We start from the raw sequence: 25222 nt of genomic DNA on the forward strand, positions 1-25222 counted from the left end.
TTTCTTCACGATCTCTCCTTCAGGTCAGGATTCGCGTTCTCGTGCCTTGGGTAATTTCTACGGGGCCGCTGGCGGAGAAAGCCGATCTCCTTCAGAATTTGTCAGATCGCGCCAACATTGAACCCGGGGGAGCTGGTTCAGTCCTGGATGCGCAGCGCGAGGGCGGGGCAGCGGCGCACCGCACGCTGCGCCTTCTGCCGCAGCTGCGCGGGCACGGGCATGGACGCCTGGGACGGGTATCCGTCCGCGTCGAGCCGTACGACGTCCGGGAGGATGTCCACGCACAGCCCGTGGCCCCGGCACAGCGTCCAGTCCACCAGCAGGCGTTCCTCGGGGGTCTCCTCCTTCGGCAGGGGCAGTGCCCCCACCACCCGCCGGCCGCAGCCGCTGCCCAGGGCGTGGTCGCGGAACTCGTCCGGGAACGCCGCGAGCGCCGACGCCACGAAGGCCGCGGTGCCGTCCGGATGGCTGCACGCGCCGCGGCGCCGTACCACCTTCATCCGGGCTTCGATGGTTTCCAGCGCGCTTCTGCCGCCGCCCCTGACCGCGTCCTCCACCACGTCGGCCAGCGCGGGCAGGCCCCGGAAACAGGGGCCGCACTGGCCGGCCGTCTCGTCCGCCATCCACCGGGTCACCTTCGCCACCTCGCCGGCCGGGCAGGTGTCGTGCGGCAGGGGCAGTACCGCTCCCGCACCCAGCACCGCGTCGAAGGCCGCGAGGGATCCCCGGGACAGGTCGGCGATGCGTGCGGACCCCGGATCCAGCCATTTGCCGTGGTAGCCGCCCACCAGTACGCCCTGGCCGGGATCGAGGCCGCACAGCTCCAGTACGTACGCCAGAGAGGTACCCAGAGGTGCCTCGACGACCGTGGAGCCGGCGATGGTCAGCATCACGGTGCCGGGCTCGGACGGCAGGCCGACGGACCGGTAGTCCAGCGCGCCGAGGCGTGCCGCCACGGCGAGCTGGGCGTAGGTCTCGGTGTTGGAGAACAGGGTGGGCATGCCGCCCAGACCCCGCTCGCTGGTCCGGATCTTCTGCCCCGAGGGCAGCGTCGGCCCGCCGTTCAGGCCGTTGACCATGGAGGTGCTCTCCCCGGTGACGAACCGTTCGGGCAGGGCCTGCACCCGTACCTGGCGGCCCGCGGGGCCGCGTTCGGCGACTGCCGCGCGCAGCGACTGCTCCACGTCGGGCCGGGTGACGCCGATGACGACGTCGTCCGCGCCGACCGCGGCGGCCGCCAGCAGGGCTCCGTCGAGCACCAGGTGCGGGACGTGCAGCAGCAGCGCCTTGTCCTTGAGGCAACTGGGCTCGCCCTCACTGGCGTTCACCACGACCGCGGTCCCCGTGTCGCGTCCCTCGCTCGCGCGCATGACGGCGCGCAGCTTCCTGGCGAAGGGGAACCCGGCCCCGCCGCGCCCGCGCAGGTCGATGTTCTCGGCGAGGTCGACGAGCTCGTCCGGCCGGTAGCGCGGCAGTTGGCCGTGCGTGGTCAGATGGGCGACGCGGTCGAGCCGGGGGGCCTGGTCGAGTCCGGCCAGGAGTCTGGGAGCGCCCACGCAGCCGAGGCTGGGGCGCGGGAAGCCGCTCACAGCCGCCACTCACGGGTGGCGTACTGGTCGCCGTCCATGCCCGCGGCGGTGCCCATGCCCAGGCCGGCGTCCATGTAGGAGCCGGCCGGGTCGGCCGCGTACACGGCCTTGAGAGCGGGTTGGTCGTCCATGGGTGGCGCGGCCGGTCCGGTGAACTTCTCCCGGTTCGACGCCCGGCCGCCGGCGGCCCGGCTGCCGGACGCCCGGGCGCGCGACTCCCGCCGCTGCCGGGGCACGCCGGCCACGATGGGCGGCTCCGGAACGTTCGTCGGGCCGGGGGACCCGGACGCCGACTCGTCCATCCTGGCCTTGAGCCGGAACGCGAGCATGCCGGCGACACCGACCAGGCACAGGGCGTACGACACGGTGACGTAGAGGTCGGCGGCGCGTCCCGCCTTGAGGCCGTGGACCAGTGAGGCGCCCCACGCCGGATAGGCGGCGAAGTGCAGGGCCCGCCACCACAGGGACCGGCCGTTGGTGGCGAACACGCTGCGGACCGCGCCGGAGACCGCGACCGCGACGAAGAGGTACCCGGCGAGGCTGCCGAGCCCGATCAGCAGGGGCCGTCCGGCATCCGTGAACGGCACCGCCGCCGCGGACGCGGTCGTCCGCTGCTCGGCGACCTTGACCCATATGTGCAGGGCCAGGAAGCCGAGCCCGGACACGGCCAGGCCGCGGTGCACGCCCTGGGCCAGCAGCCGGTGACCCGATTTCAGCAACAGCCGGTCCGTGGAGATCAGCCCCCACAGGACGGTTGAGGTGAGCGAGACGAGCGAGAGGACGCCCGCCCCGAAGTCGAGGAAGTCCCAGAGTTGCGAGAAGGCGCCCGCGCGGGCGGCCACGGTGATGGAGAGGATGGCCGCGCCGATGGCGCTGAGTGTGCCCGGACTCATCCGTCCGGGCGTCGGCAGCAGGGAGGGCCGCCGGACGGCCCTCCGTCCTGCGGCCGGAGCCGATGCCGCGTGTCGGCTCTTACGGCGCGCCCTGTGCGGGCGAGGCATGTGCGGCTGGGGCAAGGGCATCCAGGTCTCCTGTGCGCCTGGGCTCCGAGCGCTCCACCTCGCGCTCGGCACCCAGGGGGTCGTTGTCGTCTGTGCCCGGCCGCGCTGTGAAACTCCGCGCCGGCCGAGGGAACTTGGGGCCGGAGTGCAGCAGCATCGTGGAGCGTCACATCTGCTCCACAGGATTTATCGAAACGTGATAATTTCTCGCAGCGCGTCTCCGGCGCATCGAACAACACCGGAAGATTCCCCTCCAGCGGAGGTTGCGACAGGCCACCGCACCCGCCCGTCACCTACGCGTCCCGGACGGCAAAAAGAAAGCAAAGTCCCGGGACCGTGGGTGGTCGGACCTCTCCAGGAGGGAGTACGAGGGCCGCAACTCCCATGTCGGACAAAGCTGTTGGCACGGGAGGCAACCTCGGCGGGCTTGCCGCTCTTCCCCGGGCAAGCCTCACCCCAGCACGAACGAGGAAAACGATGTGCGAACTTCTGAACCGCATCTGGTCCCGCCCCCGAGGCGAGTGGACGCGCGTCCTGCGCAGGGAACTCCCCGCACTGGCCGCCGAGATAGTGGAGGAGCTTCTGCATGGAATTCCGGAATTTTCCGCTCTTGTCGATGACAACGATGCCATTGATGGAGAGTTGCTCCGGCAGCGCGTGGAAGAGGCTCTTCTCACCACCCTCGGCTACCAGGAGCGCCCCCGGGAACAAGCACCGGACGAGGACCAGGACCAGGCAGAGACCCAGGTCGAAATCGTCGGAACCGAGCACGACACCGACACCGCGGGCCGGGGGACGGCCGGCAGCAAGGAGGCGACCCGCACGGACGAGTGCGAGATCACGCACGAGGGCCGGCGCGACTACATTCGCGAAGCCACCCGCCCAGGGTCCCGCGACGGGATCCGCGAGCCGGCGCGCATGCGCATCCGGGCGAACACCCCGGACCTGACCGAGGAGGAGAACGGTGATGGCAGCCGCCCGGGCGAGCGGGCTCGCCAGGAACTGTTCAGGACCCTCACCGACGACCGTGTCGCGTCCGACAGCTCCCTCACCGAGCTCGCCGAGGCGGCCGGATGGACCCTCCCGCTGGCCGTACGGGCCATTGTGCCGGCCACGCCCGGCGAGGCGCAGCAGCTGGCGGGCGTTCTGGAGGACGCCCTCGTAGGGGTGTTCGCCGGCCGGCCGTGCCTGCTGGTCCCGAGCCCGGACCCCGATGTCCGCATACCGCTGGAGCATCTGCTGCGCGGCCGGTTCGCGTCCGTGGGCCACGCCGTCCCGCTCCGGGACACCGCCTCTTCCCTGCGCTGGGCCCTGCGCCTGGCGGCGCTGACCCCCAGTCGGCCGGGTATGGAGGCGAGGGCCGTCTTCGTCGACGACCACCTCTCGACCCTGCTCCTGCTCCAGGACGAACCTTTGGCCCACGCTCTGGCCGCCCGGTGGCTGCGGCCCCTCGCGGACCTGACCCCGCGGCAGAGCGAGCGCCTGGAGGTGACACTCCTCGCCTGGCTGGAGGGCGGCGGTGCCCCCGAGGCCGCGAAGGCCCTCAGCGTGCACCCGCAGACCGTGCGGTACCGCATGCGGCAGCTGGAAAAGCTCTTCGGAACCGGACTGCGTGACCCGCGGACCCGGTTCGAGCTGGAGATGGCCCTGCGCAGCCGCCGCCTGATGGCCCAGGTGCGGCGCCAGCACTCCCGCGTCACCCGCAGGACTGCCCGCGTGATCCAGGCGGACTTCACCCCCGTCGTCGTCGGCCGCATGGCCCGCGTCAACGGCCTCTGAGCCACACCCCCGACCTCACACCCTTCGACCTCACACCCCTGAACCCACACCCCTGACCACACCCCTCGACCCGAACTCCCCTGAACCCACACCCCTGACCACACCCCTCTGCACCACAGCAGCCCGGCCCGGCCCCGTCGTCACGGGGCCGGGCCGGGCTTTCGTGTGCCCACGTACACCGCCGGGCGCCGACGGGCCGGAGTGCGTGCGGTCGGGCACGACGTCCGCCGACACCGGACCGGTGTGGGTGTGGTCGTGCACCCGTCCGCCGCCACCGGACCGGTGTGGGTGTGGTCGTGCACAGCGTCCGCCGTCACCGACCCGGCGTCGCCGCGCCCACGCAGACCGTCCGCTGCCGCCGGCCGGGCGTCATGCGGCCCACGCACACCGCCCGCCGTCACCGCCGGAGCGCGTACGTGCCCGCGGTCCCGCCCTCCGTGACGGGGCCGGGAGACGGGCACACAAAAGGGTGTTGGTCCGAAGCGAGCTTCGGACCAACACCTGTCCCGGGGCGGGCGCGGGGNGAGGATGGGGGGAGCGCCCGCCCCGGGGGCTGTAAGGGGGCAGAGCCCCGCAGCGAGCGTCAGCGGCAGCGACGCCCCTCGTTGATGCAGCTCACGGCCTTGTTCATCAGGCCGTTCGACATCACGTTGATGAAGTCGCCGTGGTCGGTCACCGGCTTGTGGAGCTGCTCGGGGAAGCTGTCCACGGCGAAGCGGGCGCCCGGCGACACCCCGTACACGATGCGCTGGACCAGCTGCGGAATGGGCTTGAAGCCGTTCTTGCAGCGGCCGTTGTTGTCCGCGAAGGCCACGTGGGTCCGGTGGTTGGCGCTGTCGGCGTTCCGGCCGTCCCAGCAGCTCTGGAAGGTGAAGGTGCGCACCACGTCACTGCCCTTGGGGCAGATCGGGTACTTGTCCTTCAGCTGGCGGTCCTCGAAGCCGGTGCAGCTCCAGGAGGCGTTGGCGTTGGCGTTGCCGTTGGAGAAGGCCTTGGCGTCACCCGTGATGATGCGCAGGAAGCGGGGCATGGCCGTGACCTTGCCGGTGGGGTTCCCCTTGAAGTCGATCGTCACCTGCTTGGGCTGCAGGATCGTGCCGACGTTGCCGTCCTGGCCGCCGCCGGGGGCCTTGGCGTCCCGCTCGGCCTTGCCGTCGCGCAGCCGCAGCACCGGCCAGTAGTAAGTGGACTGGTCGCCGTTGTTGCATGTCGTGCCGGCCCTGGCGAGGCTGTCGTTGGTGGAGAAGGCGTCGGTGGACACGTTGCCCACGTAGTCGTGCATGTGGTGGGCGCCGTTGGAGACGCCGGGCGCGACGATGACGTTGTCCGGGTTGAAGTGCTTGTTCTCGTTACGGCCGCACTGGACGCTGAAGGTGCCGGTGGAGGCGCCGCCCTGGGCCTTGGGCTTGCGGACGTTGGGGCGGACCTTGGTGATGTTCACGAAGTCGTTCTTCGCCGGACCGCTCTTGCTGCCGGCCGCGGCGGACTTGGCGTCGGCCCCGGCCTGCAGCGCCGCGGCGCCGGCCGCGCCGTCCTCCTCGGCCGGAGCCTTCTTCATCTCGCAGGAGGCCAGTGAGGCGATCTCCTTCGGGGGCTCGGCCACCCGGTCGATCGCGTCGGACACGCCCTTGATGGTCTGCTCACGCTTGGCCTTGAGCTCGCCGAGCAGGGCGTTGCCCTGGGCCTCGCCGGCGGCGAGCCGCCGGTAGGCGTCCGCCACCTGGTCGTCCAGCTTGGCCAGGTTCGCGTCGACCTCGGCCTTGGCCTGCTCGGGTACCGAGGTGAGCTTGTCTCCCACGTCGGGGCAGTCGATCGTGGTCATCAACTGTCCCTTGCGGTTGTCGTCCTGGCCCGCGGAGGCGTTGCCGGCGATGACGGCGACACCGCCGCCGCCCAGCACGAGCGCGGAGACCACTCCCACGAGCTTGGTCGACAACCGGGGGCGCTTGTGGCCCTTTTGACTCATGCGATCACTTCACTTCGTCGGTGGGACATTGTCGGAGAGCCCGTCGAAGTCGACCAGCCCGGTGTCCTCGAGGACCGTGATGTGGTCCAGCACCGTGGCGTTGGCGGACGTGGCGAGGGCTCGCACCATGGAGTTGCGGGTCTGTGCCCGGATCCCGGCCAGCAGGCCGAACACCTTTCCGTGTGCTCGACGCAGCAGCTGGGTGAACAGTCGTTCGTATTCGTCTCCCTTGGCGCGGTTCATCTGGCTCAGCCAGTCCTGCTGTTGAGGGGAGGGCTGGTTGGGCAGGTCGATGCCGAGGGCCTGGCCGACCTGGATGGCCTGACGGTCCAGTTCGGTGTGGCCGTCCACGAGGTGATCGCCGGCCGTGCGGATCGCGGGGCGCGTCCCGCGCTGCTGGGCCTGCCGCCCGGCGGGCAGCTCCCACAGCCCGGCGAGACGGACCTTGCGCACGAAGTCCCGGTCCGCGGCAGTCAGCGGACCGTACGCCGTGCTCACCGTTCCCAGGCCGTCGTCGTCGCCCGCTGCCGGAGCCGCGACGGCGGCCGAGGCCGAGGCTCGGTCGCCGAACTTGTCCACGGGGACCAGCAGGGCGATCAGGGTGAGCGCGAGCGCGGTGATGACGACGCCGCTCGCGATCGAGTACCGGGTGGCCATCGACCAGCCTCGGCTGCTTCTCCGCCGCAGTGACAGCAATGTGCCTCCTTGCTCCGTGGGGCCGGGAGGTGGCGGGGCAGGGAGTTTCCGCAAGCGTGGTGCGGTGCAACACCCGCATTCCCGGGGGTGTCACGGGACGGTAGTGCCCGGGGTGACGCGCCCACCGGAGGACATCACCATCGGATAAACACTCCGGCGAGTCCTGGAAAGGCTGATATCTTGCGCGCGCACCCCCTGATGCGGGCCGACGCGGCTCGTGCCGGGTGTTCCGCCCTGCGCGCCGTGTCCTGTGTGCCCTCTGCGTGCCGTGTCCTGCGTGCTCTGACCTGTGCGCCGTGTCCTGTGCCCCGCTCCACGCGGGAGGCGGCTGCCCGGGGGACGGCGCCGCGTAGCGCGCGGCGGTCGCCACCGCGCGCTCGTGCAGGGATTCGCGCAACCACCGCGGGGCGAGGACCTCCGCGCTAGGGGCCGGCTGCCACAGCGCCCATTCGGCGTGCCGCGCGTCCTGGAAGGAGACGTCCAGCCGCAGCCGGCCGTCCGCCTCGGTCTCCTCGGCGAGGACGGCCGGCGCGCTGCCCGCCAGATCCTCCCGCCGCGCCGGGTCCACCCTGGGCCCGGGGGCGCGGGGGCCCAGGGGCGCGGGCCCGCGACGGCTCGCGCCCCCGGATCGTCCCGCGCCCCCGGACCGTCCCGGATCAGGCGGGCGAAGCCGCGAGCACCGCCTCGCGCGTGCGCCGCGGGGCCCGTTCGCCCCGCGCGGCCGGGGCCTCCGGCTCCGGCGCGGCCGTGGGGGCGTCGGTCAGCAGCGCGACGAGGGAGGTCCGGGCCCGGGCCACGCGGGAGCGGACCGTGCCGATCGGGCATCCGACGGCCTCGGCCGCCTCCGCGTAGGGGAGGCCGAGCAACTGCGTGAGGACGAAGGCCTCCCGGCGTTCGGCCGGGATCGCGGCCAGCAGCTCCGCCAGCGCGATGCCGTCCTCGAAGCCCGGTACGTCGTACGGCTGGGCCTGCTCGGCGGCCGTCTGCCAGTCGCAGCGGTCCGACAGTCTCGGCCGGGCGGCGGCGTGGCGCAGGCTGTCCACGACGGTGCGCCGCGCTATGGACAGCAGCCAGGTACGTGCGGAGGAACGGCCCTCGAACCGGTGGAGGCTCGCGAGCGCCCGCAGGAACACGTCCTGGGTGAGGTCGTCGGCGGCCTGGGTGTCGGCGCTCAGATAGGCGACGTAGCGCCAGACGTCGCGGTGGAGGGCGCGCACGAAGCGGTCCGTCTTCGCGCGGTCGCCGTCGCGGGCGGCGAGCGCCAGCCGGGTCACCGCCGCGTCGGAGGCCGCGGTGTGCCGGGCGGGACGCTCGCCGGTGGTACAGGACTGGGGGGTCGTCAGGGCAGGGGTCATCGCCAAAGGTCCTTATGTGCAAGGGGAGTCCGGCGTCGCGCGGAGGGCGGGGCCGGTGAGGGGCACGGCCTGCCCGAGGGCACGGCCGAGGGCCCGAGGCACGGCATCCACGTGACACATGCGGTGCACGGAGTACGTCGGGGACGCGTCAGGTGCACGTGAGACATGCGCAGTGCGCGAGGTGCGCGAGGTGTGCGCAGGATCGGTCGCGTACGCGGATGCGGCTCGGGTGACCAGCTGTCAGAGGACAGCGGTCGCCGTCGGCGGACCCCGGGTGGTGATGGCGTGGACGAGGAACAGCTGCCGCGGTGCGTGTGTCCGGCGCCGCCGGCGCACTCGCGGGCGCGGCCGGTGCGCCGGCGCGACGGTGCTGAGCAACAGGCGCAGCGGCGCCCGCAGTCGGGCGGCCACGGCGCGCACCACCCGGAAGAGGCCGCGCTCGCCGTGGGCGAGCCACAGTCCGCACAGCACGGCCGCCAGCAGGTGGGCGAGCACCATCCCGGCCGGTGACATCAACAGCACGGGCATGGCCGAGGACTCGTGCCCGGCGCCCGCCATGTGTCCGCCAACGGCCATGTGCCCGGCGGCCGGGGCGGCCACCGTCGCGTGCAGGGCGTGATGCGCGTGGCCGGCGGCTTCCGCTCCCGCCGTTCCGTCCGGCATCGCCGGCAGCGCCGTCATGGCCGGCCCGGCAGGCGGCGCCAGGGACTGGGCCAGGGAGAACCCCGAGTGGAGCACCGTCTGTACGGCGACGGCGGTGACCGTGACGGCGAGGATCCCGCGCTCACGGCCGGCGAGGGACCAGGCCGTCCCCGCGGTCGCCACGAACCCGGAGGACAACGCCCACCAGGGCACCGGGGCACCCGACATGAGCATGTGTCCGGTCGCCGCGAGCAGCACACAGAGGGCTGCGAACATCGCAGCCCGAAGGGCGCGTAAACAGCGGACCGGCTCCATGGCGGGGCTCATCCTCGCACCGGCCTCCCGAGCCGCACACCGGGGTACGCACTTCCGGACAAGATTCCGCGGACCCACCATGTCACAGCAGGGCCGCCTGCCTCATGTGGTGCAGGGCACAGCGGAACGCGGGAACCTGCCCGCCGTTCCACCCGACTGCTTACCCGGTCCATCGAGCGGTTCAACGTCCCGGGAAGGGAGACTTCGTGGCGTCGGAGGGAACGGCGACGGCATCGCCGACGGAGAAGGACGGCGGTGCGGGCCGGGGGCTGACGGCGCTCCTCACCGGCGCCATGGCGTTCTCGATGCTGCAACTGTTCCTGCTCGGGGCGCTCGGTCCGCGACTCGTGACCGAACTCGGCCTCTCACCGGCCCTGTTGGGGCTGACCACCACGATCGGGTTCGGGACGGCCGCCGCCCTGTCCCCGGCCGGGGGCCGGATCGTGGACCGGATCGGGCCCCGGCGCTCGCTGGTCGCCCTGCTCCTCCTCTCCGCCGCGGCGCTCGCCCTGATCGGCGCCGCCCCCGGCGCCGGCCTGCTGCTGGCCGCCGTCGCACTGGGCGGCGTACCGCAGGCGCTCGCCAACCCGGCCACCAACAAGGCTGTGCTGCGGGCCGTTCCGCCCGCCCGGCGGGGCGCCGTCACGGGGCTGAAGCAGTCCGGCGTCCAGCTCGGCGCCTTCGCGGCCGGAGCGCCGCTGGCGGCCCTCGCGGGCGGAATCGGCTGGCGGGGCGCGGTGTGGACGGGCGCCGCGGCGGCCCTGCTCACCGGCCTGTGGGCGCTGCGGGTGCTCCCGGCGGACCCTCCGGCTCCGCCGGCCGGCCCCCGTACGGAACTCGTCCCGCGCGGGATGGTGGCCTGGCTGGCCGCCTTCTCGCTGTTCCTCGGCGCGGGAATCGCCTCCGTCAACACCTACCTCGCCCTCTTCGGCGCGCAGCGCCTCGGCATGGGGCCGACGACGGCTGGCGCGCTGGTCGCCGTGCTGGGGGTGGCCGGGATCGCCGGCCGGGTGGGCTGGTCCAAGGCGGCCCGGCCGGGGCGTGCCGAATGGCTCCCCGGCCGGCTCGCGTGCGGTGCGCTGGGCGCGGCGGCCCTGCTGGGCGCCTCCCTCGTGGTGGGCCCGCTGGTGTGGTTCGGCGCGGTCGCCGTCGGGGTGTTCGCCGTGTCCGGCAACGCCGTCTCGATGGTGCTGGTCCTTCAGCGGGCCGCCCCCGGCCGGGCCGGCCAGGACTCCGCGCTGGTCGCGGCCGGGTTCTTCGCCGGATTCGCCCTGGGGCCACCGCTGTTCGGCCTGCTCGCGCAGAGCGGACGGTACGGGCCGGGGTGGCTGCTGGTGGCGGCGGAGTTCGCGGCGGCGGCCGCCGTCGGGTTCCTCTGGGCGGTACGCGACCGGCGGCGAGGCCCGGAGCGGGCGGCGTGAGCGGGGTGGGAGGCGTGGGCGGCATGAACGGCGGGAGCGGGACGGCCGGCGAGGGCGGCGAGGGGAGTGGGCCTACGGGCCGGGCGCTGGCCGCGGTGATGGCACGGGTGGCGGTGACCGCGGCCGAGGTGGGCCCGCGCTTCCCGCTGTACGCCGACCCCGCCGACGGGCGGTGGACCACGACCGGCCGGGGCTCGTGGACCGGAGGTTTCTGGGCCGGACTGCTCTGGCTGCGGGCGCGGTACACCGGAGCCGGGCACGACCGGCGGGCCGCCGCCGCGTGCACGGCCCGGCTCGCACCGTGGACCGCGGCCGACACCGCCACGCGCGGGCTCATCCTCTGGTACGGGACCGCCGCGGCCGGTGACGACGCCGCAGCCGCGGCGCTCCGGGCCCGGGCGGCCGGGGCCTGCCTGTCGGCCTGGGACCCGGAGCTCGGGATCCTGCCCTGGGGCGACGCCCTGGGCGGCCCCCGCCTGCTGGCCCGGGTGGACGCCGTACCCGGCACGGTGCCGCTCCTGGCGGCTGCCGGGCCCGGCGGGGCGGCCGCGGCGGCCGCCCATCTCCACCGGCACCTGGACCTCTGTCTCGACGGGACCGGCGACCCGTGGTTCCGGCCGGCCCTGATCCACGATGCGGCCACCGGCGGCTGGCGGCCCTGCGAGGACCCGCCGCCCGGCTGGAGCCGCGGGCGGGCCTGGCTGCTCCTGGCGGTCGCCGACGCGATGCTCCAACCGGAGCTCAGCGCGGGGGAGTTCACCCGCCTCTCCGAGGCGGCCACCCTGCTGACCACGCGTGGCGGGGTGCTGACCGGCCCTCCGGTCCCGCCCGCCGACACCGCCTGCCCGGACGGTCCCCCCGACACCTCGGCCGCCGCGATCACGGCGGTGGCCCTGCTGAAACTGGCCCGCACCCCCGGCCCCCGCGCGGAGCAGTACGCGCTCCGCGCCGCGGAGGTCCTCGACCACCTCACCCGCAACCACCTCACCCCCGAGGGCGGCCCCCGCCCGCCCGGCATGCTGCTGGACGGCTGCTACGACGCGGCGAAGGGCCTGGCGGTCCGCCACGAACTCGTCTGGGGCGACTTCTTCCTGGCCCTCGCCCTGACCGCCCTGCACGGCCTCGTCGACATCACCCGTTCATAGGGGGCGCCTGCGGGTCCGGCCGACGGGGGTCCGGGGGTGGGGAGCTGACGGGGCGGCAGGGTCACGACTCCGTATCCGATTGCAGAACGGAGGGAGAGAGCCGCTTCCGGCCCGGTCGACGTCCCCGTCGCGCCGTCCGAGCCCGCGAAGAAGAAGGGCACCCTGGGGAAGAGGATCCTCGGTGTCGTCGTGGCGATCGCTGTCGCCCTCTTCTGGCGCCTGGGCCTTCCCCACCTGACGGGCGAGGCCCCCGTGCACGACCTCGACACGTGCCAGGGCGTGGCCGATGTGGCGCTCGCGCAGCAGCCCGAGACGGACAAGTCCGTCCTCTGTATGGAGCCCGTCAGGAACTGACGCCCTGCCCGTTCGGGCCGTAGGCGCGCAGCACGCGGCGGGCCACCGCGGTGATGTGGAGTTCGTCCGGGCCGTCGAGGATGCGGGCTGCGCGGCCGGTGCGGAAGAGGGCCGGGAGCGGGGTGTCCGGGCCGAGGCCGGCGGCCCCGTGGACCTGGATCGCGCAGTCCGCGACCTGCTGGAGCATGCGCGCCGCGGCAACCTTGGCGAGCCCGACCTCCGTACGCGCGTCCCGTCCGGCGGCGATGAGCGCCACCGCCTCCCGGACCAGGGGGCGAGTGGTGCGCAGTGCGAGCAGGGCGTCGAAGACATGTGCCTGCACCAGCTGTTGCTCGGCGAGCGGGCCGCGCGAGCCGCCGCGGGTCGCGGCCCGCTCGCACATCAGGTCGAAGGCCCGCTGCGCCTGGCCGAGCCACCGCAGGCAGCGCAGCGTACGGCCGAGCGCGAGCCGTTCACCGGCGATGGCCAGGGCCTCGCCGGGCTCGCCGAGGAGGTGGTCGGCGGGCACCCGTACCCCGTCGAGGGCGATCTCGTACTGTCCCGTGGCGCCCAGCACGGGAAGTTCGCGCACCACGCGGAAGCCGGCCGCGCCGGTGGGCACGAGCAGCAGCGACAGCCCCTCGCGGTCCCCGTCCGCGCCGGAGGTACGGGCCATCACGGTCACCAGGTCGGCATCCGCCGCGCCCGAGGTGAACCACTTGCGGCCGGTGACCAGCCAGCCGCCGTCGGGGCGCCGTTCGGCGCGGGTCGTGGTCCGCAGCGGGTCGGTGCCGGGCACCCCCGGCTCGGTCATCGCGTAGCAGGTACGGATCTCCCCGGCGACCAGCCGCTTCAGGTACGCCTCGCGGACGCCGGGCCGCCCGTACCGCGCCAGCATCGTCACGTCGAGCAGTGGGGCCGACCCCAGCGCGGCCGGGCCGTGGTCACTGGCCCCCTCGGCCTCGGCCAGCTCGGCGTAGGCCTCGAAGGAGAGCCCGCCGCCGCCCAGTCCGGCGGGGAGCGGCAGGGCCCAGAGCCCCTCGGCCCGCGCCTCGGCACGCAGCGCGGCCAGCACCTCGCCGGCCACGGGCCCGCCCCCGTCCAGCATGGACTCCCGGGGGAACACCCGCTCCCGGACGAACCGGCCGACCCGCTCCCGCAGCGCCACCGCCCGAGACTCCCGGCCCGCGCCCCCCGCGCCCACCGCGCCCGCGCCCCCGGCGTCGGCCAAGGCACCGGCACCGGTACCGCCCACGGCACTGCCCACGGCTTCGGCATCGGCCCTGTTCGTGCGGGGATCTTTCACTGCTCGCCTCCTCTTTCCCGGGAAATTCCGGGACTCGCGCGGACTTCCGCACAGTTTCGGGAGCCTCCGCGAACTCGCGGGAACTCGCACGAACGGCCGACCGACTGTCTGTTCGTGGAACTGGTCGGGCGCGGACGCTCCCGGGTTCCCGCATTCCGCAAGACCCGGGCTGCGGCCACCGCCGCGCCAGGAGAGGAGAGGCATGGCGTCACCAGCCACCACGCAGACCGTCCGGCCGCTCGACACACTGCGCTTCGACGCCTCGGGGCCGCCCCGGATCACGGGCGTCGTCACCGATCACCTGCGCCTGCTCGGCGCACGGACGGACCGCCGCGGCCACTGGGACGCGCCCGCCTCCGGCACCACGCTCACCGGCGGCGGCTTCGCACCGGCGCACGCGACCGCCACCTGGGCGGACCCCGCGAGCGGGCTCGCCGACGAGGCCACCGTGCAGGCCGCCACAGGCATCATGGCCGTGCACGGACGGCGGGACGGCAGCCCCCGCGGACTGGCCGTCGACTACGCCGCCACCGCCACCGCCGTCCTCACGGTGCAGGGGCTCCTCGCGAACCTCGTGGGCCAGGCCCGAGGCGCGGCCGCCGCCCCCGTCACCACCAGCGCCGACCGGGCCGGGCTCCTCGCCGTGTCCCAGTACCTCGCGGCCGCCGGCGCCGACGAGGGCGAGGCGGCCGAAATCGCCCCCGGTGGACCGCCGTTCACCTCCGCCGACGGGATCCTCTTCGAGCTGGAAACCCTCGACCCGGGAGCCTGGGCCGCCTTCTGGACGGCGCTGGAGGCACCCGCGGACGCGCTGCGGGCCGGCTGGCGGCCCTTTCAGTTCCGCTACGCCACCGCCTGCGCGACCCTCCCGGCCGCCCTCCACGCCACCACGCGGTCCCACGGCTGGGACCTGATCCGCCGGGCCGCGGCCCTCTCCGGTGCCGAAGTGTGCGCGCTGCGCCCCCTCGCCGACCGGGCCGCGGAACACGACGGCGCCGCCCCCTGGTCCCTGGCCCCGTCGGTCCACGGCGCCGATGCCGCCGCCGACGGGCCGACGCCGGCGCCGACTCCGTTGCCGGGGCCCCGCCACGGGGCCGGCGGGCGGGCGGTCCCCGCGGCGCCGGCCGCCGGCCCCCTGTCCGGGCTGACCGTGCTGGAGGCCGGCCGCCGCATCCAGGCGCCGCTCGCCGCGCACCTGCTCGGGCTGCTCGGCGCCGACGTGATCCGCATCGAACCGCCGGGCGGCGACCCGCTGCGCGGCATGCCCCCCGCCTGTTCCGGGATCTCCGCCCGCTGGCTCGCCCTCAACCGCGGCAAACGGGCCGTCGAGATCGACATCAAGGCGGAGGCGGACCGCGGGCGGCTGCGGGACATGGCGGCGCACGCCGACGTCTTCCTGCACAACTGGGCGCCGGGCAAGGCCGCCGCCCTCGGCCTCGACGCCGACGACCTCGCCCGCGTCAATCCCGCGCTCGTCCACGCGTACACCAGCGGCTGGGCCGGCCGCCTCGACGACGCCCCCATGGGCACCGACTTCATGGTCCAGGCCCGCACCGGGGTCGGCGAGGCCGCCCGCCCCGAGGGCGAGAGCCCCGCGCCCTCGCTGATGACCCTCCTCGACGTCATGGGCGGACTCCTGGGCGCCGAGGCGGTCCTCGCCGGGCTGCTGCTGCGCGAACGCACCGGCCGCGGCGTCCGGGTCGACTCCTCGCTGCTCGGCGCGGCCGACACGCTGACCGGCCCCGCCCTGCGCCGGGCGGCCCGCGGGGAGAACCCCCGGCGGCCGGCCGGATTCCGCCGCCCGCTGGCCACCGCCGACGGCTGGATCGCACCCGCCGACGACGATGCCCGCGCCGCCGCCGGCCACGACCTGCGCGGCCTGCCGACGGCGGAGGCCCTGGCCCGGCTGCGCGAGCACGGCCTGACGGCGACCGCCGTCACCACCGACCTGTCCGACCTGCACCACGACCCGCGCTTCGCCGGCTCGATCAGCCGCGACGCGCACGGCGCCCCCGCAGTCCCCGACCCCTGGAGCTTCGCATGACCGCCGACAGGCTCGTACTGCGCGACCTGCTGCCCGCCGAACTCCGCCGCACCTGGGTGGTCGACGGCACCTGCCCCGACCTCGACCTCTACAGCCTCTTCCGCGCCCGCCAGATCGCCGACCTGCACCGCACCGCCGTCATCGACGCCAAGGGCAAGCTCTGCTACACGGCCCTCGACCGCAAGGTGCGGGCTCTGGCCACCGGTCTGCGGGACCTCGGGATCGGCCCGGGCGACGTCGTCGGCGTCCAACTGCCCGACGGCCGGGCCTCCGTCATCGCCGACCTGGCGCTGGCCGCCCTCGGCGCGGTCTCGCTCCCCTTCCCCGTCGGCCGGGGCGTCCTGGAGGCCGAGTGCCTGCTGCGCCGCGCCGAGGCGGTCGCCGTCATCGCCGCGAGCGAACACCGGGCGTTCCGGCACGCGGCCGACCTGCACACGCTCTCCGGGTCGCTCCCGTGCCTGCGCCACGTCATCGCCGCGGGGCGGCCGGGCACCCTCCCCGACGGAACGATTCCGCTGGCGGAGCTGCTGCGCAGCGACCCCGGCCGGTTCGTCCCCGCCCGGCCCGACCCCGACAGCGCAGCCCGGATCCTCGTCTCCTCCGGCTCCGAGGCCGAGCCCAAGATGATCGCGTACTCGCACAACGCGCTGGCGGGCGGACGAGGCAACTTCCTCGCCTCGCTCATCCCCGACGGGACCCCGCCGCGCTGTCTCTTCCTCGTCCCGCTGGCCTCCGCCTTCGGCTCCAACGGCACCGCGGTCACCCTCGCCCGGCACGGCGGCACCCTGGTCCTGCTGGACCGCTTCACCGCGGACGGCGCGCTGGCAGCGGTGCGCGAGCACCGGCCGACGCACGTCCTCGGTGTGCCCACCATGGTCCGCATGATGCTCGAACGCCTCGACGGCAGCGGCGCGGAACTGCCGCCGCCCACCGCCCTCGTCCTCGGCGGGGCGCCCCTCGACGAGACCACGGCGGCCGCCGCGGCGCAGGCCTTCGGCTGCCCCGTCGTCAACCTCTACGGCTCCGCCGACGGCGTCAACTGCCATACGGGACTGGGCAGTACGGTGCCACCCACCGACGGCTCCGGTGTTGTCGCAGGGCACCCCGACCCCCGGGTCGCAGAGATCCGCATCGCCGACCCCGAGACGCACGAGCAGCTCCCCGACGGCGCCGTCGGGGAGATCATCTCGCGCGGCCCGATGACCCCGCTGTGCTATGTCGGCGCGCCCGAGCTGGACGCCCGCTACCGCACGCCCGACGGCTGGGTCCGCACCGGTGACCTCGGCTACCTCGACGCCCAGAGCGTCCTGCACGTCGTCGGCCGGCTCAAGGACATCGTCATCCGGGGCGGCGCCAACATCAGTCCGGCCGAGGTGGAGCGCGAGCTCACCGCACACCCCCAGGTGCGGGACGTGGCCTGCGTCGGCGTCCCCGACCCGCTGATGGGGGAGCGGCTCGCGGCCTGCGTCGTGGCCCGGGGGGCGCAGGCCCCCACCCTCGCCTCCCTCGGCGAACACCTGACGGGGCGCGGCCTGGAGCGGTGCAAGCATCCCGAGCGGCTGCTCGTCGTCGCGGAACTGCCCCTGACCGCCGCCGGCAAGCCCGACCGCGCGGCCCTCCGCAGGCGGCTGACCGAGAGCAGTGCTCTCGTATAGGACGGCCGTTGTCCGACCCGGGCGGCATGATCGCCGTATGGACCACGAGGACCGGGCACACCTGGACGCGCAGGCAGGAGCGCTGCACGACATCGGCCGACGCCACCTCGACGACGAGGACGCCGAACGCTGGGCCGCGCTGCTGCGGCCCGGCGTACGGCTCGCCGTCGCGGACGAGGAGTGGGACGCCGCGGAGCTGCCGACGGCGGCCCGCCTGGGCGGGCTGCCCCGCCTCCCGGACGGGACGCACTGGCCGAGCGAGCCCGACGGTGCCCCGCTCGCCTTCGTGGCGGCGGTGGACTGTGCGGCCCTCCCGGCCGGGGCGCTCGACTTCCGCCTTCCCGCCGAGGGCTCGCTCGCGTTCTTCGCATCCGTCCCGAAGGGCCGGGGGCGGGTGTTGTGGGTGCCCCCGGGTGTTCCCGGCGCCGTGCGGACGGCGCCGTCCGGAGCGGCGGTGTTTCCGGCGGTGAGGCTGATCGCCCGGCCGGAGGTCACCGCGCCGTTCCCCGACCACCCCCGGGTGCGCGAGGCGTTCGGCCTCCACGCGCCGCAGGACCTCTACGACCACCCCCTGTGCGCCCAGTCCTTCCTCGACGAACTCGCCGAGTACGGGCACCGCTTCGAGCACCGCGTGGGCGGCCACGCGGTGGCCTCGGGCGTGGCCGAGTACCAGGCCCTCGGGGCGGGCGAGGCGGTGACGGACCCGTCCGCGGCGACCGCACTCGACATCGCGCGAGCACGCGAGTGGGTCCTGCTGGCGCAGTTCCACCACGAGCCCGCCGAGGGCATGCTGGGCCACCCCGACGATCCCGCACCGGCCGGCCGCCGGCGCGGAGCCCTCGTATGGCTGATCCGCCAGGAGGACCTGAACCGGGGCGACTTCGGCGCCGCCGTGCTCGTCCCCCGGTTCTGACCGGCCGCCCCCGGGGCGGGTCAGGCGTCGACGGCGGCCAGCCAGATCTCCATCTCCACGTCGCCGTCGCCGATGACCATCCACTCCTGGAGGACCAGCAGGCGCTCGCCCACCTGCCAGGTGACGGACCGTTCGCCGTCGCCGAAGCGCAGGAAGGCGGCCCGGTCGGCCGGCAGCGGCGGGCCGTACGCGGCGCGCAGGTGCTCCGCGACGGTGTCGTGGATCTCCGCGAAGCGCGCGTCCGTCCAGTCCTGGAGGAAGGGGTACTCGGCCAGCGCCTCCGCCTCCAGGAAGACGCTCGCGACCACGTGCACCGCGCCGCGGCACAGGTCCTCCTCGTCGTCCTCGTCCAGCCGGTCGAGGTCGTAGGGGTCCGTGGAGCCGGGGTGGAAGGGCTGCGGCGCGCGGTCCAGGAGCTCGGCGGCGACGGCCGCCGCTTCCCCTTCCCGCACGGGGGTGCGGTCCACGTACTGGCCGGCGTCGCGGAGCAGGTGCGGCCACGCCCGCTCGAAGGTCCCCGGCTGCGCCGTGCCCTCCCAGACGGTCCGGCCGGCCGCGTCCCGCAGGGCGACGCAGGCCCCGTCCCCGGAGGCCTCGACGCGGCACACGTCCCGGCCCGCGGCGTCGACGTGCACGACCGCGCCGTCGCCGGAGACGAACGCCGCGAGACCGGTCACGTCGTCGAAGCCGACGACCCAGCCGTCCCCGTCGGTCACCGGCTCCCGGTGCGGGGACGGCGTGAACGAGCCGTCCGTGCGCAGCACACTCCACCGCGGGATGCCGTCGTCCACACAGGCAACGGCCGCCCCGCACGGGGAGAAACGTTCCACCCAGGCGTAGCGCGGCTCGATCACCGGCCGCCCGGCCGGATCGACGAAGCCACGGGCGAAGCCGTCGCCGACCTTCAGCAGGCCGCACCACAGCTCCTCGTCCATCTCGCTCTCGCGGCGCAGCACCGGCTCGCCCCGGCAGTCGACGAACCCGGCGAACGCGTCGCCCGGCCCGCCGCCGATGGCGTACGCCAGACCGTTCTCGTCGAAGGGCTTCAGCAGCCGGAAGGACGGTTCGACGATCCATCCGCCCGCGGTGTCCACCAGCCCCCACAGCTCACCGACCCGCACCGGCGCCGCCCCGCCCGCGCCGAACGGACCCGCCCCGTCGAACCGCGGCGCGATCGCCGGGCGCCCCTCGCGGTCCACGTATCCGCACGCCCCGCCGGCGACCGGCCGTACGGGCGCCAGGCCGACGGGCCCGAAGGGCCCGGCCGCGTCGAAGCCGCCGCCGATGACCACCCGGCCCGTGGGATCCGCGTAGCCGGCGCCGTCCTCGGTACGGACCACGGGCAGCCCGTGGTGGAACTCCTCCGCCCCCGTGAAGCGGGCCGCCACGACCGGAGTGCCCGAGGTGTCCGCATACCCGAACAGGCCCGCCCGGCGGAACCGGGAGAGCCCGGCGCCGTCGAAGGCGCCGGCCCACTCCAGCCCGGGTGCGCTGAGCCAGCGGCCCTGCCCGTTCAGATAACCCCATCGCCCGGCCCGGTCCGCCGCGGGCGCGACCGGGCCGCCTTCGCCGTCCGGGTGGAACGGGCCGACGGCGGTGAGATCGGGGGAACGCACGAGCGCGCCCACCGCGTCGACCAGGGCCAGCCGCGTTCCGAACGGGTCGCGTCCCGTCACGGGCACGGCGTACGGCGCGGACGGTACGGGGCGGTGTCACGGACTTCTCCTGGGGGCGTACGGGACCGGGCCTCATCGTCGCGGACCGCTGCGTCGCGCCCCGATACGGGGGAGGGGCCCGGCGGACGTCCCGCCGGGCCCCTCCCCCGTACCACCGGCGGTCAGGGGGTACCCATGGCCTTCTTCAGCTCCGCCGCCGCGTAGCGGTAGACCGGCAGCAGATCGAGGTCGTCCCCCGGGTAGTTGACGATCTTCACCTGCTTGGCGTCCGAGTCCGGCAGGACCGCTCCGGTGGACATGTGGGCGTTGTCCAGCACCAGCGACGGCTTTTTCGCGGCGAGTTCGGCGAGCTGCGCCGGGGTCACCGCCTCCGGCCCGAACGTCCCCACCGTGGTGGCGCCCGCGAGCTTGGCCGACCACGCGGTGAAGACCTGGGTCACGACGGACGGACTGCGGCCGCCCGGCCAGCCGGCCTGGAGCTCCTTGTTCAGCTTCGTGTACTCGGCGTCGAAGCCGGTCTTCCACTGCGCGGCGGCGTCCGCAGTGCCGAACAGCCCTGCCAGACGGCCGACTTCGGCGGACACCTTGTCGGGGTCGTTGTCGAGCTCCACCTCGACGAGCTTCGCCCCGGACCCCGCGGCCTCCTTGATCTTCGCGGCGTACGGCTCGAAGGGCGCGTACAGCACGAAGTCGGCCTTGGCCACGGCGGCGAGGTCCGAGGGCCTGGGGTCGTAGTCGGGGGCGTGGTGGACGGACTGAGGCACGATGACCTTGATGTCCTCCGCGCCGGCGGCCTTCGCGAGGGCGCCCTCCCAGGTGGTCGTGACCACCACGGACGGCTTGCCGGTGCGCGGCTGCCCCTGGTCCCCGCCGGATGCGGACGAGGGGCCGTTCCCGCAGCCGGCGGTCAGGAAGAGGGCCGCGCTCAGTGCGAGGACGGCAGGGATACGGACGCGGGTGCGCGCCATGAGCTGATTCTCCGTTCGGGTATGAAATGCACCGCGAGGACCAGCGCCCCCGCGGTCAGGACGAGGACCGGGCCGGGCGGCCAGTCCAGCCACAGGGCCAGGAGGAACCCCGTCAGGTTCACCGTGACGCCGATGCCGACCGCCCACAGGGTGATCGACTTCAGTGAGCTGCCCAGGCGGCGCGCGGCGAGTGCGGGCAGCAGGGTCAGCGCGTCGACGAGCAGCGCGCCGGTGAGTTTGATGGCCCCGGCGACCGCGACGGCGACCAGGACCAGGAGCGCGGCCGTCAGCACCCGCACCGGGACGCCGGAGCACAGGGCGAGCTCGCGGTCGTACAGAAGCAGGCCGATCTCGCGCCGCCGCCACCAGAACAGGCCGGGCACGACGACGGCGAGGACGCCGAGGACGACGAGGTCGGGCGTGCCGACGGACAGGATCGAGCCCCACAGCAGGGCGAAGGCGCCGGAGGCGTTGACCCCCGACACGGCCAGCACCAGCAGGGCCGCCGCGATGGCCAGGCTCATCAGCAGCCCCATCGCCCCCGAGAGGCCGTCCGGTGTGCGGGCGAGCGGGGCCACGCCCGCACCGGCCAGGGCGCAGGCGACCAGCGCGCACAGCATCGGGTCGAGCCCCGTGAGCAGGCCGACGGCGATGCCCAGCAGGGCCACGTGCATCATCGCGAACCGGACCGGCATGATGTCGAGCCCGACGATGACGACACCGATGACGGGCAGTCCGACGGCGGCCAGCAGCAGGGCCGCTCCGGCCCGTTGCACCGGTAACAGCCGCAGGAGTTCACCGAGGTCCGCGGTGGCCAGGGTCGTCACCGGACCTCCCGCAGCCGGCCCGCGGCCATCTCCAGTACGCGGTCGCAGCGGTCCGCCAGGGCCCGGTCGTGCGTCACCACGATCAGGGTCACCGGCAGTGAGGTGAGCACGTCCGCCGCCTCTGCCTGTCCGTCGAAGTCGAGGGCGGCCGTCGGCTCGTCCGCCAGGAGCAGTTCGGCCCCCGCGGCCACGCATCCGATCGCCCGGGCCAGGTACATGCGCTGCAACTGGCCGCCGGAGAGGGTGTGCAGGGGCCGGCCGGTCAGCGCGCCCACCCCGAGCCGGTCCGCCGCCTCGGCCGCTTCCGCCGGGGCGTTGCTGCCGGCCAGCAGTTCGTGGCCGAGCAGCGGGAAGCGCCCGGCGGCCGGCTTCTGCGGGATCCAGGCACAGGCCCGGCGCCGCCACGCCCACTCGGCGGGCGAGCGGCCCTCCCGGCCACCGACCAGGATCGAGCCCGCCGTCCGGGGGTGCAGGCCGAGGACGGCGCGCAGCAGGGTGGATTTGCCCGAGCCGTTGGTCCCGGTCAGCGCCACGCGTTCACCGGCGGCGATCTCCAGGTCCACGTCGGCGACGGCCTCCACCCGGCCGTGCCGGCAGACGACCCCCCGCATGCGCACGTCCAGTCCGCCCATCACACGCCCCTCGATCGTCCTCGGCCGCGCGGGACGGCTCGGCTGCGCCTCCCACGTGCCAGTAGTCGGACGCGACGGGTCCGGGGTTCCCGCCGGTCCCGAACCGATGGCGCCGGACCGCGGCGCGCGGGGGAGCCGGGCCGTCCCGGCGCGGGCCGCCGGGGTTCGGGGGATGCCCCCATTGGGTCTGCCGCCCGCGCGCCGGTTCGATCACGGGATGTGCTTTCGGTAGGTTTCCTCCCGGTTCTCCGACGGAAGGCGGACACGATGGGCAACCCTCAGCAGGTGGCGCACGTACGCAGGAACGTATGGACCCTGCCGCCCGGCGACCTGACACTCGCCCACTACGCGGCGGCCGTCGCCGAGATGAAGAAGCGCGAACCCGACGATCCCACGAGCTGGACCTACCAGGCGGCCCTCCACGGGACGAGCACGACGCCCGCCCTGCCGCTGTGGAACGGCTGCAAGCACGGCTCCTGGTACTTCCTCGCCTGGCACCGCATGTACCTCTGGTACTTCGAGCGGATCGTCCGAGCGACGGTCGTGCAGCTCGGCGGCCCGGCCGACTGGGCCCTGCCGTTCTGGGACTACGACGCCGACCGTGAACAGGCCCGGATCCCCCCGGCCTTCCGCGACGAGGAGGGCGGCTCCAACCCGCTGTTCGCCGACCGGGCGAACCTCGTCAACGAGGGCGAGCCCCTGCCCGTCGAGATCACCTCCCCGGCCTACGCGATGGGGCGCACCCTGTTCGTCGGCGAGACCGAGTTCGGCGGGGGCATCACGCCGAACGGCAGCACCTTCTGGAACCGCAAGGGCGCCCTGGAGGACACGCCCCACAACGTCGTGCACAGTTACATCGGCCGCTGGATGGGCAGGACGACCACGGCCGCGCTCGATCCGGTCTTCTGGCTCCACCACGCCAACATCGACCGCCTGTGGTCCGTATGGGCGAGCCGGGCCGGGCACGACAACCCGGACGACCCACGCTGGATCAGCCAGGAGTACAGCTTCTTCGACGCGGACGGGAGCCAGCAGAGCCTCGCGGCCTCCGACATCCTCGACATCTCCGGCCGGCTGGGCTACACGTACGAGGAGCCCGTGCCGATCTCCCCTCCGGTTCCGCTGCCGCCGTCCGAGAGGACACCTCCCGTGCCCGAGTCGACGAGCGGTCCGAGTACCCCGGGGCCGACCCCGCCCGGGCGGCGTGAGATGGCGGGCTCCTCCGAGCAGCCCCTGCGCCTCGTCGGCCGCGCCGCGAGCGTCGCCGTACCGATCGACCGGCGGACCACCCTGCCCCTGGGCGAGGCGCTCGGCGTCGACGAACCCGAGACCGACCGGCACGTCTTCCTGAGCGTCGAGGACATCGAGGGTGAGACGAACCCCGATACCGTCTACGGCATCTACGTCAACCTCCCCGAGGGAGCCTCCCGGGAACAGGCGGAGGGCCACCGGGTCGGCAACCTGTCCTTCTTCGGCATCGAGCGGGCCCAGGACCCCCGGGGCGACGAGCACCCCCACGGCCTGCGGGTCAGCGTCGAGATCACCCCGCTCGTGCGCCGGCTCCAGGCCGAAAACGCCTGGGACGAAGCCCGGCTGCGCGTGACGTTCCTCCCCCTCGGACCGGCGGCCGCGGAGGGCAGGGAGGGGGTGGCGGACGAGGACCCGCCGGTCGAGATCGGGCGCGTCAGCCTCAGCTACTCCTGATGGCCCTGGAGGGCGCGGGGCGGACGCGGACGGCGCCCGCGTCACGGTCGCGGCGGCCGCGCGTCACCCTCGGGTACGAGCTGGCGGCCGTCGCCGCCTGGATCGCCGTGATCGCGCTGACCGTGACCGGGGCGGTGCACGGCCTCCACCCGGCGGCCCCGGCGACCGCCCCCGCAGGCGAGGTGGCCCACCACCACGTGAGTCCGGCGCACCCGCCCCACGGCGTACCCGGCCCCGGCACCGCCGGCTTCGGGAGCCTCGCGATGTGGACGCTGATGTGCGTCGCGATGATGCTGCCCGCAGCGCTCCCGGCCCTCGCCCACGTGGGCGAGAACAGCCTGCGCCGGCGCCGTCGCCGCGCGATGGCCGGCTTCGCCGCCGTCTACCTCACGGTGTGGACCGGCTACGGCGCACTGCTCCTCGCGGCGGCCCCGCTGTGGTCCCGGCCGCCCGGGCACGCCGTGGCGGCGGGCGCGCTCGCGCTCGCCGCCGCCTGGCAGCTGACGGTCCACAAGCGGCGCGCCCTGCGCGACTGCCACCGCTCCTTCCCGCTGCCGCTGAGCGGCCCGAGCGCCGCGGCGGGCCCCGTCCGCTTCGGGCTGCGCCACGGCGGAGCCTGCCTGCGGTCGTGCTGGGCGCTGATGGCGGTGATGGCCGTGGCCGGCGGGGGCGCCGCCATGCTCGCCTGGATGGCGCTGCTCACCGGGATCGTCCTGGCGGAACGGTTCGCCGCCGGGCCGGGGCGCGTCACACGGCTCGCCGCCGGCCTCCTCGCGGCGGCGGCGCCGGCGGTCGCCCTCATCCCTGCCGCGGTCTGAGGAGGCTCAGGCCGGCGGCTCCTGGAGGTTGAGCTGCCAGGACACGCCGAAGCGGTCGTTCACCCAGCCGAAGCGGGCGCTGAAGCCGTACGAGCCCACGGGCATCAGTTCCTTGCCCCGTTCGGCGAGGGCCGCGTAGAGGCGGTCGAGCTCCTCGGCGGAGGCGCACTCGACGAAGAGCGAGACCGACGGGGTGAAGCCGAACCCGTGCGTGACGTAGCTGTCGATACACATGAACCGCTGTCCGGCGAGCGCGAACGTGGCGCGGAGCACGGTCCCCTCCTTGCCGGGGCCGTCGGCGCCGTAACGGGTGATGTCGATGACCTCGGAGTCCTCGAACAGGGAGGTGTAGAAGGTCAGCGCCTCCTCCGCCCTGCCCTCGAACATCAGGAACGTGGTGATTTTCTGCGGTGCCGAGGGCATCGAACGTCCTCCGG

General features: G+C 74.4%; 21 protein-coding genes and 1 pseudogene. 9 read left to right on the forward strand and 13 right to left on the reverse strand.

Annotated elements, in window-relative coordinates; translation table 11 throughout:
* Positions 1–137: 137 nt before the first annotated feature.
* Both AAT21_RS11745 and AAT21_RS11750 read right to left on the reverse strand, forming a co-directional pair.
* A complete protein-coding gene (locus AAT21_RS11745) occupies positions 138–1556 on the reverse strand; it encodes an NADH-quinone oxidoreductase subunit NuoF family protein (protein WP_235438752.1) in 1419 nt (472 codons plus the stop codon).
* A 29-nt stretch (positions 1557–1585) separates the two neighbouring features.
* On the reverse strand, positions 1586–2482 hold the full coding sequence (locus AAT21_RS11750; protein ID WP_063838085.1) for a hypothetical protein: 897 nt from the start codon (positions 2480–2482) through the stop codon (positions 1586–1588).
* A 585-nt stretch (positions 2483–3067) separates the two neighbouring features.
* Between AAT21_RS11750 and AAT21_RS11755 the strand changes: the two genes are divergently transcribed.
* Positions 3068–4369 (forward strand): PucR family transcriptional regulator, encoded by a 1302-nt coding sequence (locus tag AAT21_RS11755; RefSeq protein WP_046776572.1) that lies wholly within the window; start codon positions 3068–3070, stop codon positions 4367–4369.
* A 583-nt stretch (positions 4370–4952) separates the two neighbouring features.
* Here AAT21_RS11755 and AAT21_RS11760 read toward each other — a convergent pair.
* The 5 genes and pseudogenes from AAT21_RS11760 to AAT21_RS11775 all read right to left on the reverse strand — a co-directional run bounded on the left by AAT21_RS11760 (position 4953) and on the right by AAT21_RS11775 (position 9304).
* The gene (locus AAT21_RS11760; RefSeq protein WP_046776573.1) at positions 4953–6335 is read right to left on the reverse strand and encodes a DUF1996 domain-containing protein; all 1383 of its coding nucleotides are present in this window, start codon (positions 6333–6335) and stop codon (positions 4953–4955) included.
* A 9-nt stretch (positions 6336–6344) separates the two neighbouring features.
* Positions 6345–6992 (reverse strand): DUF4142 domain-containing protein, encoded by a 648-nt coding sequence (locus tag AAT21_RS11765; protein ID WP_046776574.1) that lies wholly within the window; start codon positions 6990–6992, stop codon positions 6345–6347.
* A 385-nt stretch (positions 6993–7377) separates the two neighbouring features.
* Positions 7378–7602, reverse strand: a pseudogene (locus tag AAT21_RS38810) (WCX domain-containing protein); the annotation flags it as partial.
* An 85-nt stretch (positions 7603–7687) separates the two neighbouring features.
* Positions 7688–8386, reverse strand: coding sequence for a sigma-70 family RNA polymerase sigma factor (locus tag AAT21_RS11770; protein ID WP_046776575.1), 699 nt, complete (start codon positions 8384–8386; stop codon positions 7688–7690).
* Positions 8387–8626: 240 nt separating this feature from the next.
* A complete protein-coding gene (locus AAT21_RS11775) occupies positions 8627–9304 on the reverse strand; it encodes a hypothetical protein (RefSeq protein ID WP_052757718.1) in 678 nt (225 codons plus the stop codon).
* A gap of 245 nt (positions 9305–9549) precedes the next feature.
* Between AAT21_RS11775 and AAT21_RS11780 the strand changes: the two genes are divergently transcribed.
* The 3 genes from AAT21_RS11780 to AAT21_RS38815 all read left to right on the forward strand — a co-directional run bounded on the left by AAT21_RS11780 (position 9550) and on the right by AAT21_RS38815 (position 12263).
* Entirely contained in the window at positions 9550–10764 is a 1215-nt protein-coding gene (locus tag AAT21_RS11780; protein ID WP_046776576.1) for an MFS transporter, read from the forward strand.
* Positions 10761–11909: a sugar ABC transporter permease gene (locus AAT21_RS11785; protein WP_327152731.1), complete on the forward strand. Its 1149-nt coding sequence runs from the start codon at positions 10761–10763 to the stop codon at positions 11907–11909. The genes AAT21_RS11780 and AAT21_RS11785 overlap by 4 nt, the downstream gene beginning before the upstream one ends.
* A gap of 189 nt (positions 11910–12098) precedes the next feature.
* Positions 12099–12263 (forward strand): hypothetical protein, encoded by a 165-nt coding sequence (locus tag AAT21_RS38815; protein WP_235438753.1) that lies wholly within the window; start codon positions 12099–12101, stop codon positions 12261–12263.
* On the opposite strand, the gene AAT21_RS11790 is transcribed toward AAT21_RS38815, so the two are convergent.
* Positions 12253–13410: an acyl-CoA dehydrogenase family protein gene (locus AAT21_RS11790; RefSeq protein WP_412180318.1), complete on the reverse strand. Its 1158-nt coding sequence runs from the start codon at positions 13408–13410 to the stop codon at positions 12253–12255. The two genes, AAT21_RS38815 and AAT21_RS11790, sit on opposite strands and share 11 nt — an antisense overlap.
* A 340-nt stretch (positions 13411–13750) precedes the next feature.
* Between AAT21_RS11790 and AAT21_RS11795 the strand changes: the two genes are divergently transcribed.
* Genes AAT21_RS11795 through AAT21_RS11805 form a run of 3 tightly spaced genes read left to right on the forward strand, consistent with a single transcriptional unit; the run spans position 13751 to position 18160 of the window.
* A complete protein-coding gene (locus tag AAT21_RS11795; protein ID WP_046776577.1) occupies positions 13751–15592 on the forward strand; it encodes a CoA transferase in 1842 nt (613 codons plus the stop codon).
* Positions 15589–17247, forward strand: a complete 1659-nt coding sequence (locus tag AAT21_RS11800; RefSeq protein ID WP_046776578.1) for an AMP-binding protein — start codon at positions 15589–15591, stop codon at positions 17245–17247. Before AAT21_RS11795 ends, AAT21_RS11800 begins: the two co-directional genes overlap by 4 nt.
* A gap of 37 nt (positions 17248–17284) precedes the next feature.
* Positions 17285–18160: a DUF1963 domain-containing protein gene (locus AAT21_RS11805; RefSeq protein WP_052757719.1), complete on the forward strand. Its 876-nt coding sequence runs from the start codon at positions 17285–17287 to the stop codon at positions 18158–18160.
* Between the two features lie 20 nt (positions 18161–18180).
* Here AAT21_RS11805 and AAT21_RS11810 read toward each other — a convergent pair whose 3' ends face one another.
* The 4 genes from AAT21_RS11810 to AAT21_RS11825 all read right to left on the reverse strand — a co-directional run bounded on the left by AAT21_RS11810 (position 18181) and on the right by AAT21_RS11825 (position 22263).
* On the reverse strand, positions 18181–19836 hold the full coding sequence (locus AAT21_RS11810; protein WP_167350571.1) for a WG repeat-containing protein: 1656 nt from the start codon (positions 19834–19836) through the stop codon (positions 18181–18183).
* Between the two features lie 161 nt (positions 19837–19997).
* Complete coding sequence (locus AAT21_RS11815; protein ID WP_046776580.1) at positions 19998–20804, reverse strand: metal ABC transporter substrate-binding protein; 807 nt, start codon at positions 20802–20804, stop codon at positions 19998–20000.
* Positions 20762–21631 carry a metal ABC transporter permease gene (locus tag AAT21_RS11820; protein ID WP_046776581.1) on the reverse strand — a complete coding sequence of 290 codons (870 nt, stop codon included), beginning with the start codon at positions 21629–21631 and terminating at the stop codon, positions 20762–20764. The genes AAT21_RS11815 and AAT21_RS11820 overlap by 43 nt, the downstream gene beginning before the upstream one ends.
* Positions 21628–22263 (reverse strand): metal ABC transporter ATP-binding protein, encoded by a 636-nt coding sequence (locus tag AAT21_RS11825; RefSeq protein WP_046776582.1) that lies wholly within the window; start codon positions 22261–22263, stop codon positions 21628–21630. The genes AAT21_RS11820 and AAT21_RS11825 overlap by 4 nt, the downstream gene beginning before the upstream one ends.
* 267 nt (positions 22264–22530) lie before the next feature.
* Here AAT21_RS11825 and AAT21_RS11830 point away from each other — a divergent pair, with 267 nt between their 5' ends.
* The gene (locus tag AAT21_RS11830) at positions 22531–23967 is read left to right on the forward strand and encodes a tyrosinase family protein (protein ID WP_046776583.1); all 1437 of its coding nucleotides are present in this window, start codon (positions 22531–22533) and stop codon (positions 23965–23967) included.
* Complete coding sequence (locus tag AAT21_RS11835; protein ID WP_052757722.1) at positions 23967–24785, forward strand: DUF2182 domain-containing protein; 819 nt, start codon at positions 23967–23969, stop codon at positions 24783–24785. The genes AAT21_RS11830 and AAT21_RS11835 overlap by 1 nt, the downstream gene beginning before the upstream one ends.
* Before the next feature lie 6 nt (positions 24786–24791).
* Here the strand turns inward: AAT21_RS11835 and AAT21_RS11840 are convergent, their stop codons facing one another.
* On the reverse strand, positions 24792–25208 hold the full coding sequence (locus AAT21_RS11840; protein ID WP_046776584.1) for a VOC family protein: 417 nt from the start codon (positions 25206–25208) through the stop codon (positions 24792–24794).
* Positions 25209–25222 lie beyond the last annotated feature (14 nt).

The organism is Streptomyces yangpuensis, from assembly GCF_001005295.1.
Taxonomy (GTDB): Bacteria; Actinomycetota; Actinomycetes; order Streptomycetales; family Streptomycetaceae; genus Streptomyces; species Streptomyces yangpuensis.

Bases quoted from the DNA above. Each gene is read 5' to 3' on its own strand.
- AAT21_RS11750 (WP_063838085.1), bottom strand. From the start codon at position 2,482: ATGAGTCCGGGCACACTCAGCGCCATCGGCGCGGCCATCCTCTCCATC.
- AAT21_RS11755 (WP_046776572.1), top strand. From the start codon at position 3,068: ATGTGCGAACTTCTGAACCGCATCTGGTCCCGCCCCCGAGGCGAGTGG.
- AAT21_RS11760 (WP_046776573.1), bottom strand. From the start codon at position 6,335: ATGAGTCAAAAGGGCCACAAGCGCCCCCGGTTGTCGACCAAGCTCGTG.
- AAT21_RS11765 (WP_046776574.1), bottom strand. From the start codon at position 6,992: ATGGCCACCCGGTACTCGATCGCGAGCGGCGTCGTCATCACCGCGCTC.
- AAT21_RS11770 (WP_046776575.1), bottom strand. From the start codon at position 8,386: ATGACCCCTGCCCTGACGACCCCCCAGTCCTGTACCACCGGCGAGCGT.
- AAT21_RS11775 (WP_052757718.1), bottom strand. From the start codon at position 9,304: ATGTTCGCAGCCCTCTGTGTGCTGCTCGCGGCGACCGGACACATGCTC.
- AAT21_RS11795 (WP_046776577.1), top strand. From the start codon at position 13,751: ATGGCGTCACCAGCCACCACGCAGACCGTCCGGCCGCTCGACACACTG.
- AAT21_RS11800 (WP_046776578.1), top strand. From the start codon at position 15,589: ATGACCGCCGACAGGCTCGTACTGCGCGACCTGCTGCCCGCCGAACTC.
- AAT21_RS11805 (WP_052757719.1), top strand. From the start codon at position 17,285: ATGGACCACGAGGACCGGGCACACCTGGACGCGCAGGCAGGAGCGCTG.
- AAT21_RS11815 (WP_046776580.1), bottom strand. From the start codon at position 20,804: ATGGCGCGCACCCGCGTCCGTATCCCTGCCGTCCTCGCACTGAGCGCG.
- AAT21_RS11825 (WP_046776582.1), bottom strand. From the start codon at position 22,263: ATGGGCGGACTGGACGTGCGCATGCGGGGGGTCGTCTGCCGGCACGGC.
- AAT21_RS11830 (WP_046776583.1), top strand. From the start codon at position 22,531: ATGGGCAACCCTCAGCAGGTGGCGCACGTACGCAGGAACGTATGGACC.
- AAT21_RS11835 (WP_052757722.1), top strand. From the start codon at position 23,967: ATGGCCCTGGAGGGCGCGGGGCGGACGCGGACGGCGCCCGCGTCACGG.
- AAT21_RS11840 (WP_046776584.1), bottom strand. From the start codon at position 25,208: ATGCCCTCGGCACCGCAGAAAATCACCACGTTCCTGATGTTCGAGGGC.